This window comes from Phaeobacter sp. A36a-5a, assembly GCF_037911135.1.
Taxonomy (GTDB): domain Bacteria; phylum Pseudomonadota; class Alphaproteobacteria; order Rhodobacterales; family Rhodobacteraceae; genus Phaeobacter; species Phaeobacter bryozoorum.
The window spans coordinates 1,132,243-1,148,329 of record NZ_JBBLYU010000001.1 but is presented as its reverse complement, the minus strand read 5'-3'; the positions used below and the strand labels follow the sequence as shown (position 1 = coordinate 1,148,329).

17 protein-coding genes are annotated in these 16,087 nt (G+C 60.7%); 6 read left to right on the top strand and 11 right to left on the bottom strand.

From position 1 onward, the window contains the following. Nucleotides 1-50: 50 nt before the first annotated feature. Nucleotides 51-1,301: a Zn-dependent hydrolase gene (locus WLQ66_RS05410; RefSeq protein WP_340545340.1), complete on the bottom strand. Its 1,251-nt coding sequence runs from the start codon at nucleotides 1,299-1,301 to the stop codon at nucleotides 51-53. Nucleotides 1,302-1,541: 240 nt separating this feature from the next. Here WLQ66_RS05410 and WLQ66_RS05405 point away from each other — a divergent pair, with 240 nt between their 5' ends. Beyond that, nucleotides 1,542-2,168 (top strand): TetR family transcriptional regulator C-terminal domain-containing protein, encoded by a 627-nt coding sequence (locus tag WLQ66_RS05405; protein ID WP_340546309.1) that lies wholly within the window; start codon nucleotides 1,542-1,544, stop codon nucleotides 2,166-2,168. Nucleotides 2,169-2,283: 115 nt separating this feature from the next. On the opposite strand, the gene preA is transcribed toward WLQ66_RS05405, so the two are convergent. From preA to WLQ66_RS05385, 4 genes are all read right to left on the bottom strand, one after another. Continuing rightward, the gene (gene preA / locus WLQ66_RS05400; RefSeq protein ID WP_340545339.1) at nucleotides 2,284-3,588 is read right to left on the bottom strand and encodes an NAD-dependent dihydropyrimidine dehydrogenase subunit PreA; all 1,305 of its coding nucleotides are present in this window, start codon (nucleotides 3,586-3,588) and stop codon (nucleotides 2,284-2,286) included. A gap of 53 nt (nucleotides 3,589-3,641) precedes the next feature. Beyond that, a complete protein-coding gene (locus tag WLQ66_RS05395) occupies nucleotides 3,642-4,976 on the bottom strand; it encodes an NAD(P)-dependent oxidoreductase (protein ID WP_340545338.1) in 1,335 nt (444 codons plus the stop codon). Nucleotides 4,977-5,291: 315 nt separating this feature from the next. Further along, entirely contained in the window at nucleotides 5,292-5,687 is a 396-nt protein-coding gene (locus tag WLQ66_RS05390) for a RidA family protein (protein ID WP_340545337.1), read from the bottom strand. A 190-nt stretch (nucleotides 5,688-5,877) separates the two neighbouring features. Continuing rightward, nucleotides 5,878-6,141: a DUF2312 domain-containing protein gene (locus WLQ66_RS05385; protein WP_014874404.1), complete on the bottom strand. Its 264-nt coding sequence runs from the start codon at nucleotides 6,139-6,141 to the stop codon at nucleotides 5,878-5,880. A gap of 233 nt (nucleotides 6,142-6,374) precedes the next feature. Between WLQ66_RS05385 and WLQ66_RS05380 the strand changes: the two genes are divergently transcribed. Next, on the top strand, nucleotides 6,375-6,593 hold the full coding sequence (locus WLQ66_RS05380; RefSeq protein WP_340545336.1) for a hypothetical protein: 219 nt from the start codon (nucleotides 6,375-6,377) through the stop codon (nucleotides 6,591-6,593). A 116-nt stretch (nucleotides 6,594-6,709) separates the two neighbouring features. Here WLQ66_RS05380 and WLQ66_RS05375 read toward each other — a convergent pair whose 3' ends face one another. Continuing rightward, nucleotides 6,710-6,940 carry a hypothetical protein gene (locus WLQ66_RS05375; protein WP_340545335.1) on the bottom strand — a complete coding sequence of 77 codons (231 nt, stop codon included), beginning with the start codon at nucleotides 6,938-6,940 and terminating at the stop codon, nucleotides 6,710-6,712. Nucleotides 6,941-7,287: 347 nt separating this feature from the next. On the opposite strand from WLQ66_RS05375, the gene WLQ66_RS05370 reads away from it, so the two are divergent. From WLQ66_RS05370 to WLQ66_RS05355, 4 genes are all read left to right on the top strand, one after another. Next, nucleotides 7,288-8,151 (top strand): MBL fold metallo-hydrolase, encoded by an 864-nt coding sequence (locus tag WLQ66_RS05370; protein ID WP_340545334.1) that lies wholly within the window; start codon nucleotides 7,288-7,290, stop codon nucleotides 8,149-8,151. Nucleotides 8,152-8,212: 61 nt separating this feature from the next. Next, nucleotides 8,213-8,641 (top strand): YeeE/YedE family protein, encoded by a 429-nt coding sequence (locus WLQ66_RS05365; RefSeq protein WP_340545333.1) that lies wholly within the window; start codon nucleotides 8,213-8,215, stop codon nucleotides 8,639-8,641. Continuing rightward, entirely contained in the window at nucleotides 8,641-9,072 is a 432-nt protein-coding gene (locus WLQ66_RS05360) for a DUF6691 family protein (RefSeq protein WP_340545332.1), read from the top strand. Before WLQ66_RS05365 ends, WLQ66_RS05360 begins: the two co-directional genes overlap by 1 nt. Nucleotides 9,073-9,083: 11 nt before the next feature. Next, nucleotides 9,084-9,533 (top strand): protein tyrosine phosphatase family protein, encoded by a 450-nt coding sequence (locus WLQ66_RS05355; RefSeq protein ID WP_340545331.1) that lies wholly within the window; start codon nucleotides 9,084-9,086, stop codon nucleotides 9,531-9,533. 201 nt (nucleotides 9,534-9,734) lie between these two features. Here WLQ66_RS05355 and WLQ66_RS05350 read toward each other — a convergent pair whose 3' ends face one another. The 5 genes from WLQ66_RS05350 to WLQ66_RS05330 form a co-directional block, all read right to left on the bottom strand. After that, nucleotides 9,735-11,105 carry a FliM/FliN family flagellar motor switch protein gene (locus WLQ66_RS05350; RefSeq protein WP_340545330.1) on the bottom strand — a complete coding sequence of 457 codons (1,371 nt, stop codon included), beginning with the start codon at nucleotides 11,103-11,105 and terminating at the stop codon, nucleotides 9,735-9,737. An 81-nt stretch (nucleotides 11,106-11,186) separates the two neighbouring features. Beyond that, nucleotides 11,187-13,865 (bottom strand): ATP-binding protein, encoded by a 2,679-nt coding sequence (locus WLQ66_RS05345; protein ID WP_340545329.1) that lies wholly within the window; start codon nucleotides 13,863-13,865, stop codon nucleotides 11,187-11,189. Beyond that, nucleotides 13,865-14,200, bottom strand: coding sequence for a hypothetical protein (locus WLQ66_RS05340; protein WP_340545328.1), 336 nt, complete (start codon nucleotides 14,198-14,200; stop codon nucleotides 13,865-13,867). The genes WLQ66_RS05345 and WLQ66_RS05340 overlap by 1 nt, the downstream gene beginning before the upstream one ends. Then, complete coding sequence (locus WLQ66_RS05335) at nucleotides 14,197-14,643, bottom strand: response regulator transcription factor (RefSeq protein WP_340545327.1); 447 nt, start codon at nucleotides 14,641-14,643, stop codon at nucleotides 14,197-14,199. The genes WLQ66_RS05340 and WLQ66_RS05335 overlap by 4 nt, the downstream gene beginning before the upstream one ends. A gap of 99 nt (nucleotides 14,644-14,742) precedes the next feature. Then, complete coding sequence (locus WLQ66_RS05330) at nucleotides 14,743-16,056, bottom strand: short-chain fatty acyl-CoA regulator family protein (RefSeq protein ID WP_340545326.1); 1,314 nt, start codon at nucleotides 16,054-16,056, stop codon at nucleotides 14,743-14,745. Between the last annotated feature and the right edge of the window lie 31 nt (nucleotides 16,057-16,087).

Genomic DNA, 16,087 nt, shown 5'->3' with positions numbered 1-16,087 from the left:
CACGCCGCAGACTGCCGCAACCCACACCCCAAACCTTTCCGGGGCGCATCTCACGAGACGATCTCTGCAGTTTCCAGCACCGCATGTAGCATGACATCGGTTCCGGCGGCCGCCCAGTCCTTGGAAATATCCTCGGCTTCATTGTGGCTCAGACCGTCCACACAGGGGCACATGATCATCGCCGTCGGCGCCAGATCATTGATCCAACAGGCATCATGTCCTGCACCTGACACGATATCCATATGGCTATAACCGAGCCGCTCGGCCGCCGAGCGCACCGCGCTGACGCAGCCCTCATCAAAGGTGACAGGATCAAAATGACCGACCGGTTCAATCTCCAGCCCAAGGCCCAGCTCGTCGGCGATCTCCTTCGCCTTTACCTCGTATTTCGACCGCATCGACGTCAGCTTTTCAAGATCGGGCGACCGGAAATCGACGGTGAAGACCACCTTTCCGGGGATCACATTGCGCGAGTTCGGGTAGACGTCACAATGTCCGACTGCCCCGACCGCATGGGGCTGGTGCGCCATGGCAATCTGATGCGCCGCCTCCGTCATGCGCGCCATGCCAAGGCCTGCATTGACACGCATGTTCATCGGGGTCGATCCGGTATGGGCGTCCTTGCCCGTGACCGTACATTGCAGCCACCACAGGCCCTGGCCATGGGTCACCACGCCGATATCCTTGTTTTCCGCCTCAAGGATCGGCCCCTGTTCGATGTGCAATTCGAACATCGCGTGCATCTTGCGCGCGCCAACCTCTTCATCGCCCACCCAGCCAATACGTTTCAGCTCGTCACCAAAGGTCTTTCCCTCGGAATCTTCCCGCGCATAGGCCCAGTCCTGCGTATGCTTGCCTGCAAAAACACCGGAGGCCAGCATCGCCGGAGCGAACCTCGTGCCTTCCTCATTGGTCCAATTGGTAACCACGATCGGATGTTTGGTCTTGATGCCTAGATCATTGAGTGTGCGGATGACTTCCAGCCCGCCCAGCACCCCAAGGACGCCGTCATATTTACCGCCAGTGGGCTGCGTATCCAGATGTGATCCCATATAGACCGGCAGCGCATCGGGGTCGGTTCCTTCGCGACGGGCGAACATATTGCCCATCGTGTCCAGCCCCATAGTGCAACCTGCCGCTTCGCACCATGTCTGAAACAGTGCGCGCCCCTCGGCATCTTCATCGGTGAGCGTCTGGCGGTTGTTGCCGCCCGCGACGCCGGGTCCGATTTTTGCCATCTCCATCAGACTGTCCCACAGCCTGTCACCATTGATCTTCAGATTCTGTCCAAGCGACGTCATCTCAGCTTCCTTCCCTGTTGCCCTGCTTTTTTGCAGGGTCCCGCGGCTTTGCGCCTTGTCGGTGGCTTTGAAACGCTGGTCATGATTTGACCAACTGGTCAAACTCAGGCTATCACGGGTGGACATTCAGTCAAGAAATTGCGTCTAACAAGACAAGAAAACTCCGGCGCGCAGAGCCGGTTGAGCGAAATTCAGGCGCGCAGCGGTGTTGCGGCCACCAGCGAGAGCCCAAACAGCCCCATGCCCAAGGATCGCAACCCCACCCGCATTCAGAAAAAGAATCGCGCCACCATTCTGGAGGCCGCATTGGAAGTATTCTCCAACAGCGGATTCCGCGGCGCCACTGTCGACCAGATTGCCCGTGCCGCCGGGTTAAGCAAGCCCAATCTTCTCTACTATTTCCCCTCGAAGGAGGCGATTTTCACGGAACTGCTGTCGGGGCTGCTTGACACCTGGCTGGATCCGCTGCGCGCCATCGACGCCGAGGGTGACCCGCTGGAGGAACTGCTGTCCTATGTACAGCGCAAGTTGCAGATGAGTCGGGATTACCCGCGCGAAAGCCGCTTGTTTGCAAATGAAATTGTCCAGGGCGCCCCACGAATGCTGGAAACCCTGTCCAAGGATCTAAAACCGCTGCTGGAAGAAAAAGCGGATCTGATCGAAGGCTGGATGACAAACGGCAAGCTGAACCCGACCCATCCGAAGCATCTTCTGTTTTCGATCTGGTCGCTGACCCAGCATTATGCGGATTTCGATGTGCAGGTCCGCACATTGATGGGGGATGAGGATCCGTTTGATGCGGCACCAGAGCATCTCGACCGGATGTTCCGCCGGATGCTGACACCTCCCGGTTCCTGCAGGTCCTGATCCTAGCCAAACCCCCGTTCAACAGTGTGATGCGATCAATAGCAAACGGCGCGCCGATCAGGACGCGCCGTTTCCAATTATGTCAGTCGGGCAGCGTGTTAGGCCGCCAGCCCCCCTATTCGGCCGCCGTCACCGACGGGTTGTTGGGATGGGTGGTCCAATTTGCATATTCATCGGACACCACTTTGCCCGTGCGTTCGTCGATCTGACCGGCGGGCACCTCCTCCATGGTGATGCAGCCTTCGACCGGGCAGACATTCACGCAAAGATTACAGGCGACGCATTCGTCATCCTTGACGGTAAAGACGCGGTCCTCGCTCATCGCGATGGCCTGATGCGAGGTGTCTTCGCAGGCGGCAAAGCAGCGACCACATTTGATGCAATCATCCTGATTGATCTTGGCCTTGGCGACGTAGTTCAGATCCAGATACTGCCAGTCGGTGACATTGGGCACGGCTTTACCAACAAAATCATCCAGACGGTTGTAGCCTTTGTCATCCATCCACTGGTTCAGGCCCGAGATCATCTCCTTCACCACGTTGAAACCATAGGTCATGGCAGCGGTGCAGACCTGCACGTTGCCTGCACCCATGGTCATGAACTCAGCCGCATCGCGCCAGGTGGTGACGCCGCCAATGGCCGAGATCGGCAGGCCATGAGTCTGCGGGCATCGGGCGATTTCGGCCACCATATTCAGCGCAATCGGCTTCACTGCCGGGCCGCAATAGCCGCCATGTGTGCCCTTGTCGCCGATGGTTGGCTCAGGCGCCATGGCATCAAGATCCACCGATACGATCGAATTGATCGTATTGATCAGGCTGACCGCGTCGGCACCGCCCGCTTTGGCTGCCCGCGCTGGGTGGCGAATGTCGGTAATATTCGGCGTCAGCTTCACAATCACCGGCTTGGAGTAGTATTTCTTACACCACTCCGTGACCATCTGGATGTATTCCGGCACCTGCCCCACGGCAGAGCCCATACCACGTTCGGCCATCCCATGCGGGCAGCCAAAGTTCAGCTCGATCCCGTCAGCACCGGTAGCTTCGACACGCGGCAGGATATCCTTCCAGGCTTGCTCCTCGCAGGGCACCATCAACGAAACGATGATGGCGCGATCTGGATAGTCCTTTTTCACGCGGGTGATTTCTTCCAGATTCACCTCAAGAGGGCGGTCGGTGATCAGCTCGATATTGTTGAGCCCCAGAAGGCGGCGGTCCGCCCCCCAGATCGCGCCATAGCGCGGACCGTTCACATTGACCACCGGCGGGCCTTCGGAGCCGAGGGTCTTCCAGACCACCCCACCCCAGCCAGCCTCAAAGGCGCGGCGGACATTGTATTCTTTATCCGTCGGCGGCGCAGAGGCGAGCCAGAACGGGTTCGGAGATTTGATCCCCAGAAAATCTGCTGTCAGATCAGCCATTTGTCTGTTCCTTAAACTGGCAACACAGGGCCGGGTCCGGCCCTGCTGCTGGCTTAGCCCATCAGGCTGGCGTGAATATCCATGGCCGCATCGCGACCTTCGGCGACGGCCGTCACTGTCAGATCCTCGCCGCCAGAGGCACAATCACCCCCGGCCCAGACCCCCGCGACCGATGTCCGGCCCTGCGCGTCCACCTTGATCTTGCGCCCATCAAGCGCCAGCGCGTCCGGCTGGCCCTCAAGCGTCTGCCCGATCGCCTTGTAGATCTGGTCGGCTGCGATCCGCACCGTCTCGCCGGTGCCGGTCAGCTGACCGCCTTCGCTGTTGGTATACTCCAGCTCGATTTCCGCACAGGCGCCATTCCCGTGCACAGCCACCGGCTGAACGTTGAACATCAGCTTTACACCCTTGGTGGCCGCAAGGTCCTGCTCGAACCGGCTCGCCCCCATGGCGTCACGGCCGCGGCGGTAGGCGATGGTGACATTCTCGGAACCAAGAAGCTTCGACTGCACAGCCGCGTCAACCGCAGTCATGCCGCCGCCGATCACCACGACATTGCGACCGACCGGCAGGTTTGCCAGATCATCGGCCTGACGCAGCTCGGCGATGAAATCGACTGCATCACGCACACCGTCCTTGTCCTCGCCCGCCGCCCGCAGGGCGTTCACACCGGCGAGGCCGATGGACAGAAACACTGCGTCATATTCGGCCTTCAGGGCATCGAGGCTCAGATCGCCACCAAGCTTCTTGCCGTATTCCATGGCAATTCCACCGATCTGCAGAAGCCAATCGACTTCTTTCGCCGCAAAATCATTGGTGGATTTATACGCGGCGATCCCGAATTCATTCAGGCCGCCCGCCTTGGACCTGGCGTCATAAACGACAACGTCATGGCCCAACATCGCAAGACGGTGCGCCGCAGAGAGACCCGCCGGACCGGCACCAACCACGGCCACTTTCTTGCCGGTTGTTTCGGCGCGGCTGAAAGGGTGCACGCCCTTTTCCATCAGCGTGTCGGTTGCATAGCGTTGCAGACGGCCAATCTCGACCGGCTTGCCTTCGGCCGCTTCACGAACGCAGGCTTGCTCGCAGAGGGTTTCGGTCGGGCAGACCCGCGCGCACATCCCGCCAAGGATGTTCTGTTCGAGAATAGTCTTCGCCGCCGTTTCCGGGTGGCCGGTCTGGATCTCGCGGATAAACTGCGGAATGTCGATGGAGGTTGGGCAAGCCGTAATACAGGGCGCATCATAGCAGAAATAGCAGCGATCCGCTGCCACCGCCGCCTCATGCGCCTCATATTGCGGATGCAGATCTCCAAAGTTGTCGGCAATTTCTGAGGCGGACAAACGCCCTGCCTGAACGCCGGATGCCTGATGGCTGGTCGCCATTGGGTGTCTCCCTGGATTTGTTTATTATGCAAACCAGAGTGCCACAGTTTGATTTTTTATCAACTGGTAAAATTTTTGAAATGACGTTTTTCTTAGCCTGCCCTGCCGATCCTCTACTCAAGGTGTTAAAAACAAAAACGAAAACCGCGCCGCCCAGAATATGGGCAGGCGCGACATCCCTCAATCCACCCGCGCGCTCGGGGCAGTATCGGTGTCAAAAAAGGTCAGGACAACTGATCTAAAACAGCGCCCGCAGCGCTGCCGACAGGACCATTCGCATAGAGAGATTCAGCGCGCGGCTAAGCCCCAGCCACCTCAGGCAAGCATGGCCGTCGCTTCGATCTCGATCTTGGCACGGTCTTCCACCAGGTCTGCAACAACGACCATTGTCATGGCTGGAAAATGATAACCCATCACCGCACGATAGGCGGCACCAACCTCCGCCTGATGGGCCAGATACTCCGCCTTGTCGGTGACATACCAGGTCAGCCGGGTGATATCGCTGGCCTGCCCGCCTGCCTGCTGCACCACGGTCAGGATATTCTGAAGCGCCTGGCTCATCTGGCCGATGAAGTCATCGGTTTCAAACACCTGATCCGCAGTCCAGCCAATCTGGCCACCGACAAACAACATCCGCCCCTCGCCGATCATGCCATTCGCATAGCCTTTTGCAGGTTTCCAGCCATCGGGGTGCACGTTGATTGTGGGCATTGGGGACTCCTGCATCGGCGGACGGGGGACAATTATCCACCAATATCGGTCACCTAAGATAATACTTCAAGCTTAAAATTTACAGACCTAAAGCATAACCGGGATCAAAGGCCCAGAAACAACAAAGCCCCCCGCATTGGCGGAGGGCCGATGTCGTCACCTTGCAGTCACGCGCGGTCTGAGGCCGCCGTTACATGCCAAGCGCTTCTTTATACATTTCAAGAACCGCTTCTTCCTCGGCGATATCGTCCTTGTCCCGCTTGCGCAGGGCGATCACCTTGCGGATCACCTTAGTGTCATAGCCGCGCGCTTTGGCTTCGGCCATGATCTCTTTCTGCTGCTCTGCGAGATCTTTTTTCTCGGCATCCAGACGCTCGAACCGTTCGATAAACTGGCGCAATTCACCAGCGGTCACACGGTAGCTGTCGCTTTTTTCGTCTTCGGTCATATCCATCGTGGGCTCCGTCGGCAAAGGGTAGACATTCGGATCAGCCCTCCAGATACAAGTGCGCACCTCAGTCCGCAAGCAGTGATAGGACAATCCCGCGCAGCGCCCGCCCCAATAGGCAAAATCTGCCACATACCATAACCCACCAGGCCCGCGCGGGTTGCCCCGGGCGCAGCAATCCGATAGGCGCTGCCCCTGAAAACGACCGGCGCATTGGCGCGCCGCCATCGGAGAGTGCGATGTACGAGATTCTGGTTTGGGCTGGTGCGGCTGTATCTGTGGCCGGTCTTTTGGGGCTGATGTGGAGCGTGCTGCGCGTGATGCAGGCCAAACGTCAGAAGCTGGACGACGACGCCCTGCGGGCCGTCATCCAAAAGGTCCTGCCCTATAATCTGGGCGCGCTATTCCTGTCGGTTATCGGCCTGATGCTGGTCATGCTGGGGCTCAGCCTGGGCTAAGCCCCGACTTGCGGTGGCGCCGTTTTTCCACCGTGTCGGTGACGCACTGCCCCCCCGGGCAGGCCGACCGTGACCATGACAGGCCAGCGGCTGACCGCCGGACACAGCGCCATCTTTCAAACCGGCATATTGTCGAACATATCCTCGGCGGATTCCTCGCTAAGGATCTGCTCCAGTCGCACCATGCGGGTCGGCACACGCCCACCCGCCACACGCAGACGTGCCAATGTCCGGTTAAAATCAGGATGCAGCGCAAGCCGATCCTGGCGATGTGCGGCCAATATCTTGCGTTCGAGCCCTTCGGCCCGCTGTATCAGACTGTCGATCCTGCTATTGTCGTTGGTCATCCCACACTCCTCCCTAGAGCCTGCGCGGCGGGCATCACCCGCGCCGCAACACGGGGGTATGAACCGGGACCGGGGGGGGGGCTCAACAACGCCCTTCTGCCCGCTCCCGACACCCCTTGTGTTCTGCACAAGTCATCGCGGTTCACCTCACCACAATCGCCACAGTAGCATAGTATCCGCAGCATGACTTTGAGCGAGATCAACCATAACGAGAAAATGAGCAGGTACAAACCAGGGCACCGACCCCGCGCCCTGATTTACGGTCGATTTTTCGCAGCCCCGGGTGAATGCCCACTTGAACATATTCATTATTTAATATATGTAAGTGCCACAGCAGGAGGGTCCCCATGAAGCCGATCGTCAAAGCCTTTTTTGATGAACAGACAAATACCGTATCCTATGTGGTGCGGGAGCCGGACGGCAGCGCCTGCGCGCTGATCGATTCCGTACTGGATTTTGATCATGCCGCAGGGCGCACCGATACCCGGTCCGCTGATGAGATGATTGCCTGGGTCAAGGCCGAAGGGCTGCGGGTGGAATGGATCCTCGAAAGCCACGTTCATGCCGACCACCTGTCGGCAGCGCCCTATCTTCAGGAACAGCTGGGCGGGAAGATAGGCATTGGTGCCAATATCACGCTGGTACAGGACACTTTCGGCAAGGTGTTCAACGAAGGCACCGAGTTTCAGCGCGACGGCAGCCAATTCGACGCATTGTTCAAACATGGCGATAGTTTTCACATCGGCCAGATGCGCGGCGACGTGCTGCACACACCGGGCCATACCCCGGCCTGCCTCACCTATGTGATTGGCGACGCAGCCTTTGTCGGTGATACGCTGTTCATGCCGGACTTCGGCACCGCCCGCTGCGATTTTCCGGGTGGATCCTCTGAGGATCTGTTTCAATCCATCCAGAAAATTCTCGCCCTGCCCGATAAGACCCGAATCTTTGTCGGTCACGATTACAAGGCGCCCGGCCGCGACGACTATGCCTGGGAAACCACCGTTGGAGAGCAGAAGGCGCTCAACATCCATATCGGTCAGGGCCGTCCCATCGAGGAATTCGTGGCCATGCGGGATGCCCGCGACGCCACTCTGGCCATGCCCCGGCTGATCCTGCCATCACTGCAGGTCAATATGCGGGCCGGCCGGATGCCAGAACCGGAGGACGACGGCCATGTCTACCTCAAGGTGCCGATCGACAAGCTTTGATCGGGCCTGACACACACTGCGCCGAACTGGGCACAAGCGGCCATAAACAAGGGATATCACGATGAATGCAGATTGGATCTGGGGACTGATTGGCGGTGCGCTGATCGGCTCAGGCGGGGCAGTTTATCTGCTTGGCAACGGCCGTATCATGGGCGCCAGCGGCATCCTTGGAGGGCTGATCGACGGCAGTGGGCGCAATACGTCGGGCGAGCGCATCGCGTTCATCGCCGGTGTCATTCTGGTGCCGCTGGTGATCTGGCTGACCGTGGCCGACTCCCCTGACACCCATCTGACCAGCAACACCGTGGTGATCATCGCAGCGGGCCTGCTGGTTGGTCTTGGCACCCGTATCGCCAATGGCTGCACATCCGGCCATGGCGTCTGCGGCATATCGCGGCTGTCACTGCGCGGGCTGGTGGCAACTCTCATCTACATTCTTGCAGGCGCCGTGACATTGGCCCTGTTTCGTCATCTCTGGGGGCTGATCTGATGCGGGTACTGCTGTCCTTCGTCACCGGCGGGCTTTTTGGTCTGGGACTGTTTCTGTCAGGGATGACCGACACGCAAAAGGTCCAGGGCTGGCTTGATATCTTTGGCAACTGGGACCCCACGCTGGCCTTCGTAATGGGCGGCGCGATCCTGCCAATGGCAGTGGCCTGGCAACTGACAGACGGACGCCGCCCACTGGTCGGTGGCTCCTTTCCCAGCCTGCCGCGCCAGGAACTGGACAGGCGCCTGGTGATCGGTTCGGTCCTCTTCGGGATGGGCTGGGGGCTTGCCGGTCTCTGCCCCGGACCAGCAATGGCCTCGCTCAGCTATGGTGGGTTTGGAGGCGTCATTTTCCTGGTCTCGATGGGCACCGGCATGATTGCGGCACCGCCCGTCGTACAGCGACTGGACCGAACCGCAGCAAGCACGTAAAAGACAGATCCATGGATGCACGCACATTGACCCCCCGCTATTCCGTCTCGCCGCAGATTGCGGTTGAGGACCTGCCACAGCTGGCCGAGGCCGGTTTCACCACGGTGATCTGCAATCGGCCCGATGCCGAGGTACCGCCAAGCCATCAGGCCGAGGCTATCCGCGCCGCCGCTGAGGCGCAGGGGCTTCGGTTTGAGGTGCTTCCCCTGACCCACCAGACCATGACGCCTGAGAATGTTGCGCAGCAACAGGCCTTTATTGAGGCTTCCGAAGGTCCGGTTCTGGCCTACTGTGCCTCGGGCACGCGCTGCTCGGTCATCTGGGCCCTTGGGCAAGCGCCAGTGATGCCGGTGGATGAAATCCTCGCCGCAACCGCGCAGGCGGGCTATCAGCTGGACGAGCTCCGGCCGACTCTGATCGCCGTCGCAACCCAATCCGCCCTTGCCGAAGGCGACAGCTGACGTCGTTGCCAAAGCCCGCAACGCCAGACAAGCTTCGCCATATAAACATATGAAAAATAAAGACAGTGCCGATCGTGCACTGTCTTTTTTGTTTCTGTCGATAGCGGGTGTTCCACTGAGCTTTCGAAAGGGTCGCATTGCCGCGCACCGTGCGGAGACTGGCAGGACAGCATCAGGCGCGATGGGATTGCGTTATCGGGGTCAGCCGGTACCGCTGTTCAGCCCTGCCAGATCAGAGATTTCCATCGCGGCGGCGTCGGCGTTGAACTCGCCCAGCCCATCTCCCAGCCCATCTCCCAGACCGTCCCCCATGGGCATCGCGCCAAGGTCCGGCAATTCGCCAAGATCCGGCAGATCACCAGACATCGCATCACCAAGACCGTCGCCAAGCCCATCACCGAGGCCATCGCCCATTGGCATTCCGCCGAAATCGCCGCCAAGGTCGCCCCCCAGATCGCCGCCAAAGTCGGCTCCAAGATCACCGCCGAAATCCCCAAGGTCGCCGCCCATATCGCCAAGCCCATCACCTAGCCCACCCATGCCGCCCATCGGGTCTTGCAACCCGTCGGCCGCGATGGAGAGATCCAGCGTCGGAGGTTCATGGTCGAGCGCAGCGGCATCGCCGCCCATATGAGTTGAGAATGAGCCCTGATCGGCTGCACTATCATTCACAAGTTTGGTCCGGGGATCTGTCAGCCGCACGGCGCGGGCACCATTCATCTGCCCCAGACGTCCCTGCGCAACGGCTTGGCCGCTGATCGAGATCATTTCCGTCTCATAGAGATAGGCCTGATCCAGCGGCAGAAGATCCCCCTCCTCGAGCGAGGAGAATTCATTTGCGGGGATCTTCATCTTGCAGAGGATCGCGCGCAGCTCTGCACGCATTGACCCCATGTTGCTGCCCAGTGACGGTCCCGTAGCATGGGCTGATTGCCCGGCCTGCCCCAGATCCTCCGGCGTGGGTTCCGGCAGGATCAATGTCAGCCCGCCCTGCATGGCACCGCAGGCCAGATCCAGCGTCAGCTCAATCACCCGGTAATCTTCAGCCTCAAGACCCAGAACGAGGCTGCGCACATCCTCTACCTGCGCGCCGAAACGGTAGCCGGAGAAGATCGCCTCATCCTTTTGCTGGGCCAGCATGGAGACCACCTTGGCAAAGGTGCGCTCAAGAAAATCGGCAACCATGGCCGCGTCTGTCGGGGTGTAATTACGTTCGCTCGGCGCCTTGCCTAGAACCTGCCCCATGGTCTGCTGCTGAATGAGGGCGGTCACGGTTGGCGCGTCCAGTGTCGCAGCACCGATACGCCCGTTCGGCCCATCCAATACCACCAGCAGATGCTTGTCCGACAGATGCGGTGGCAGATCTTCCGGAACACGGTTGGACTGGCGCGCGGCCAGCACAGCGACCGGCAGATCACACAGATCCGCCGCCGCCCGCGCAATCGAGCGGCGCAACGCCTTGAGGGTCAGGGAGCTGGTAAGCCCGCCTTTGCCTTCTTTGGTGGCGGCCAATTTGCGGGCCAATACGCCGCTGCCACCAGTCGCTGCCGATTCCGATTTCGTTTCAGACATAGGTTGTAAACCTGCCCCTCTCGCACCGCTTTGCCATAGGTCTACCCCAAGAGTGGTTACCAATAACTTTACGATAAACAGTTAAACCGGGTTTTCCCGACGAAGAGGTAAGGAAACCTGAAACGCGCCGCCGACCTCATCCGATAGGTAGGCCACATCACCGCCGAGTCGCTGCATGATCTCGCGACAGATCGCCAAACCAAGACCGGCGCCGCCTGCACGTTCTGGGCTAACTCTCGAGAATTTCTCGAAAATCATGGTCCGAAACTCCGCCGGGATTCCCTGCCCATTGTCGATGAAGTCAATGAACAACCAGTCACCGCTCTGCCGAGCCATGATACGCAGCTGCGGCTCTGCCGCGGTGCAGTATTTGTCGGCATTGGCGATCAGATTGATAAACACCTGTGCCAGCCGGTCCAGATCCGATGACAGCCGCATCTCATCCGTCGCGGCATCACGCTGAACCTTCAACCGCGCGGAACCATCCGCCAGCGCGGTTGCCTCCGCATGATCCAGTACATCGCCGAGCCGCCCGGCGCTGATGTTGAGGCTGACCTGACCGTTTTCCAACACGCTCAGATCCAGCAGATCGTTCAGCAGACGGGTCAGCCGCTGCGCCTCGTCATGGATGATACCAGCATAGCGGCTGTGATCACGGGGTTCGAGGTTCTCAGTGTCGCGCAGGATTTCGGAGAAGGCGCGAATAGAAGTCATCGGCGTGCGTAATTCATGGCTCACCTGGCTAAGAAACGCATCCTTCTGCTGCGATAGCTGGGTCAGCTTTTCGTTTGTTTCCTGAAGCTTGCGCGCGGTTCTTGACAGCTCTTCAGATTGCGCCTCAAGCCGGTTGGAATACTCGAGGATCTGCGCGGTCTCATCCGCCACAGCCAGCAGATCCTGCACCGACACCGACGATCCCCCCACAATCTGCCCCACCATGGCGTGGGCCGCCGCCGCCCCGATCGAGGCGCTGAGTTCGCGTTCCAGCCGCTCCAGAAACGCAGGCGTCGGCTCCGGCAACGGACCACGCCCTCCCTGCCGCGCCAATTCGCTCTGAAAGAACTGCTGAGCCTCGCCCGCGCCCAGAATACGCTGCGACATGATCATCAGATCCTCGCTTTGCGCAACCGAGCCGGTCCAGCCGCGCGGCCCCGACGAATGATCGAACACATGAACAAACTGCGCGCCCTGTAACCGCTCCAAAGGGCTCGGAAAGGTCAGCAATGATCCGATAAGAAACGCCGCCGTGTTCAAGGCCATCGACCAGAGCACCGCATGGACCGTCGGATCAAGGCCCTCGATCCCAAAGAGCGCATGTGGCCGCAGCCAGGATAGGCCCAGCAGCCCCTCGGCCAGCACCCGCGCGGGCAACAGCCCACCGCCAAGCTCCGGCAGCAGCATTGTATAAAGCCAGATCGCAAAGCCGACCGACAGGCCGGCCAGCGCACCGCTGCGCGTGGCGCCGCGCCAGAACAGGCCCCCGACAAGGCTCGGCAGCATCTGGGAGATACCGGTAAAGGAGATCAGACCGATGGCGGCCAGCGCCGCACCGCCGCCCGATAGCGTGTAATAGAAATACCCCAGCGCCATGATGCCTGCGATGGACAGACGTCGCGACAGCAGCACCACATGCCGCACATCCCCCGAGACCGAGGCGCCCACCTCCTGCCAGCGCAGCCAGATCGGCATCACGATATGGTTCGACACCATCGTCGACAGCGCCATTGCAGCAACAATGGCCATGGATGTTGCCGAGGAAAACCCGCCAAGGAAAGACAGCATCGCCAACCCTTGCTGTCCCTGCGCCAGCGGCAGGGTCAGCACGAACAGATCCGGGTTAGACCCGGCCGGCAGCAACTCCAGCCCGATGGCCGCAATCGGCACCACGAAGATCGAGATCAACAGCAGATAAAGTGGAAACGCCCAGGCCGCGACCCGCAGGTGGCGTTCATCCTCATTCTCGACCACCATGACCTGAAACATACGCGGCAAGCAGACAAAGGCGGCGGCCGATAGGAATGTAATTGTGGCCCAGCGACCGCCATCGACCTGCCACTGACCTATGCTGGAGGCGTCAATCCGCGCCATCGTCTCGCCCACACCACCCGCCACTCCCCAGACCACAAAAATGCCCACCGCCAGCAGGGAGATCAGTTTTACCACGGCCTCAAGCGCGACGGCGGTGACAACACCATGATGGCGTTCGTTGGCGTTGAGATTGCGCGTACCAAACAGAATGGCAAAGGCCGCAAGCCCCGCCGCCACCCAGAATACCGTCTGCGTTTCATTGACGCTGCGCAGCGGATCAGCCTCGGCAAAGATCGAGAAAGACAGTGTAATGGACTGCAATTGCAGCGAAATATAGGGTGTCGTACCAATCACCGCCAGAATCGTGACGCCAATCGCCAGAAGGTTCGACTTGCCATAGCGCGCAGACAAGAGGTCAGCGATAGAGGTGATCCGCTGGCTGCGGCCGACCCGTACCAGCTTGCGCAGCCCCCACCACCAGCCGACCATTACCAGCGTCGGGCCGAGGTATATGGTGATAAACTCCAGTCCCGAACGTGCCGCGTAGCCCACGGCGCCATAGAAGGTCCAGGCCGTGCAGTAGATCGACAGCGACAGCGTATAGATCAGCGGAGATCGCATCCAGCGGGCGGCGCGACCGTGGCTGGCATGGCGGTCCGCCGCAAAGGCCACGATGAACAGAAGGGCGACATATCCCAGACAGACCAGCGCCAGAACATTGAGTGACGCCATCAATCTGCGTCCCCGCCCCGGCGCGGCTCGCCACCCTCTGTCCAATGTTCCGCCCAGCGGCGCACCGCCAGTGCAAAGCCGAAGCTGGCCAGGATCAGCCCCGCCCAGACCACCAGGATATAAATCATCGCCCGCGACAGGGGCATACCCGACACCGTGTCGGGGGCTGGATAGGGATCACGGTCAGGCCACATCAGCGGAACCGCAAACAGCAGCGCACCGAGCACTGGCAAGAATCGTGCGACATCCATCAGGCGACGGCGGCGGTAGGTCTTGCGCTCGACAAACGGCGCCGCGGTTTCACCCTCGCCTTCGGCCCCGTCGCCACGGATCATCCCTGGCGGGCCTGTTCGGCCAGATCGGCCGCGGCGGCAGCCGCCGCATCAGACAGTTTGGCCCGGTTCTGGGCAGCCTGCGCGTGCAGATCCCGCACAGCGGTCAGCACCTCATTGTTGGAAAACGGTTTGGTCATGAACCGCGTAACTCCGGCCTGTTCGGCCATCTCCCGGTCGCGCAGCTGCCCCCTTGCGGTCAGCATCAGCACCGGCAACCCCGGCAATCGCGCGCTCTCGCGCAGCTCGCGGATGATCTCCAGGCCGCTTTTGCCCGGCAACATCAGATCCAGGATCACCAGATCCGGCTTGGCTGCACAGATCACCTCTACCGCATCACTGCCATCGGCATGGCTGTCCACCTGCCAGCCGTCGCGGGTCAGCAGAAACCGGATTGCTTCGGTGATATTCGGCTCGTCTTCGACCAGAACAACATGCCTGCCCATTGTGTGGATAGTCCTCCCCTACGCCCGAACCTTCGCGGGGTCATTGCCCCCAGGCGCCTCCGTCCCTGGCGCAACAGTAGCGCTGCGCTTGCGCCGCTGTCAAAACTCTTCCTTCAGGATCGACGGCTCGCGCCGCGCCACACAGTCGCGGCGCGAACAGATCCGGCAGCTCGCGCCGACCGGCTGAGCGGTCTCGGCCACGTCACGCTTGGGCAGGATCAGCATCACAGCATGATACAACGGATCGCTGTCGAAATCCGGTCGCTGATGCGGCCAGGAAACCGCCAGACAATCAAACCCGACTGCATTGCGCCCCTGTTGCACCACATCGCGGCGCACGGGTTCCTGCGGCCGCGACAGCGCCGTGTAAAGCGGCCAGAGCGGACAGGAGGCTCCAAAACGCGGCAGGGCGAACCCGGTCACAGGCTTGCGGAACAGGATCGACCCCGAGGCATCGCAGATCACCAGCCCTGCCTCCTGCCCCAGAACTTCAGGCGGCAAGGCCCCAAGCCGCCGCAGCACCGTCGGCAGGTCACAGTCGAACGCACGCGCCAGGGCGACGGGGGCCACGCCATCGCGGGCAAGCCGCTCGGCCAAATCTGTCAGCGGCATCGCCTCGGCATCGGCGCAATATTGCAGCAGCCCGGCGCGGGCAATGGCGGTTCCGGCGGCGCTGACCAGCTCATCGGCCTGCGACAGCAGCGCCTCGATCAGCCCGGGGCGGGCGGCCACATCCGCAACTTCCAGTTCCACGAAGTGGTGCTCATGAGCGGCAAAGAACTGCTCCGCCTCTTCCTGGGGCATCCCCCGCCGTTCGACCGATGTGTTGCTCTCATCAAGAAAATTAACCAGCGCGCGGCTGCTCTCGGCCAGACGCCGGGAATCCTCGTTGAGGTTCTTGTGGAACCGATCCCGCCATTCGGCCTCCAGCTCGCCGGTTTCGGCGAGGATCGAGGCAGTCGACCGGATGGCGGCAGCGGTAGACAGCACCTCATGTAGCGAAGCCGCCAGCTGAGGATCATGTGTCAGCCGGTCCGACAACGTCTGGACCGTCCGTTCCAAGCTGGCAATCCGCAGTCGGCCCTGGGCCAGAACCTCGGCCCAGCCGGGAAAGCGGCCCGCAAATTCGTCTACCCGGTCCAGTTCGGCCACAGGTCGGGTGAGATCAGCCGCCGCCTCCCGCAGGGTCGCCAGCAACGCCACCTCTGCCCCTTCGGTCAGCATGGAGGGTTCAACCGCCAGCACCCGTGCAAGATCCACCAGCAGCTTACCGCCGATTCTGCGGCGATTGTGTTCAATCAGGTTCAAATAGGAGGCCGAGATATCGACCAGCCGGGCCAGCTCCGCCTGACGCAGTCCCAACATCAAGCGCCTCTCCCGGATACGGCTTCCTGTCAGCGTGTCACGGCCCATGGCAATGCCCCCTCTCAAAAACACGGTGGAT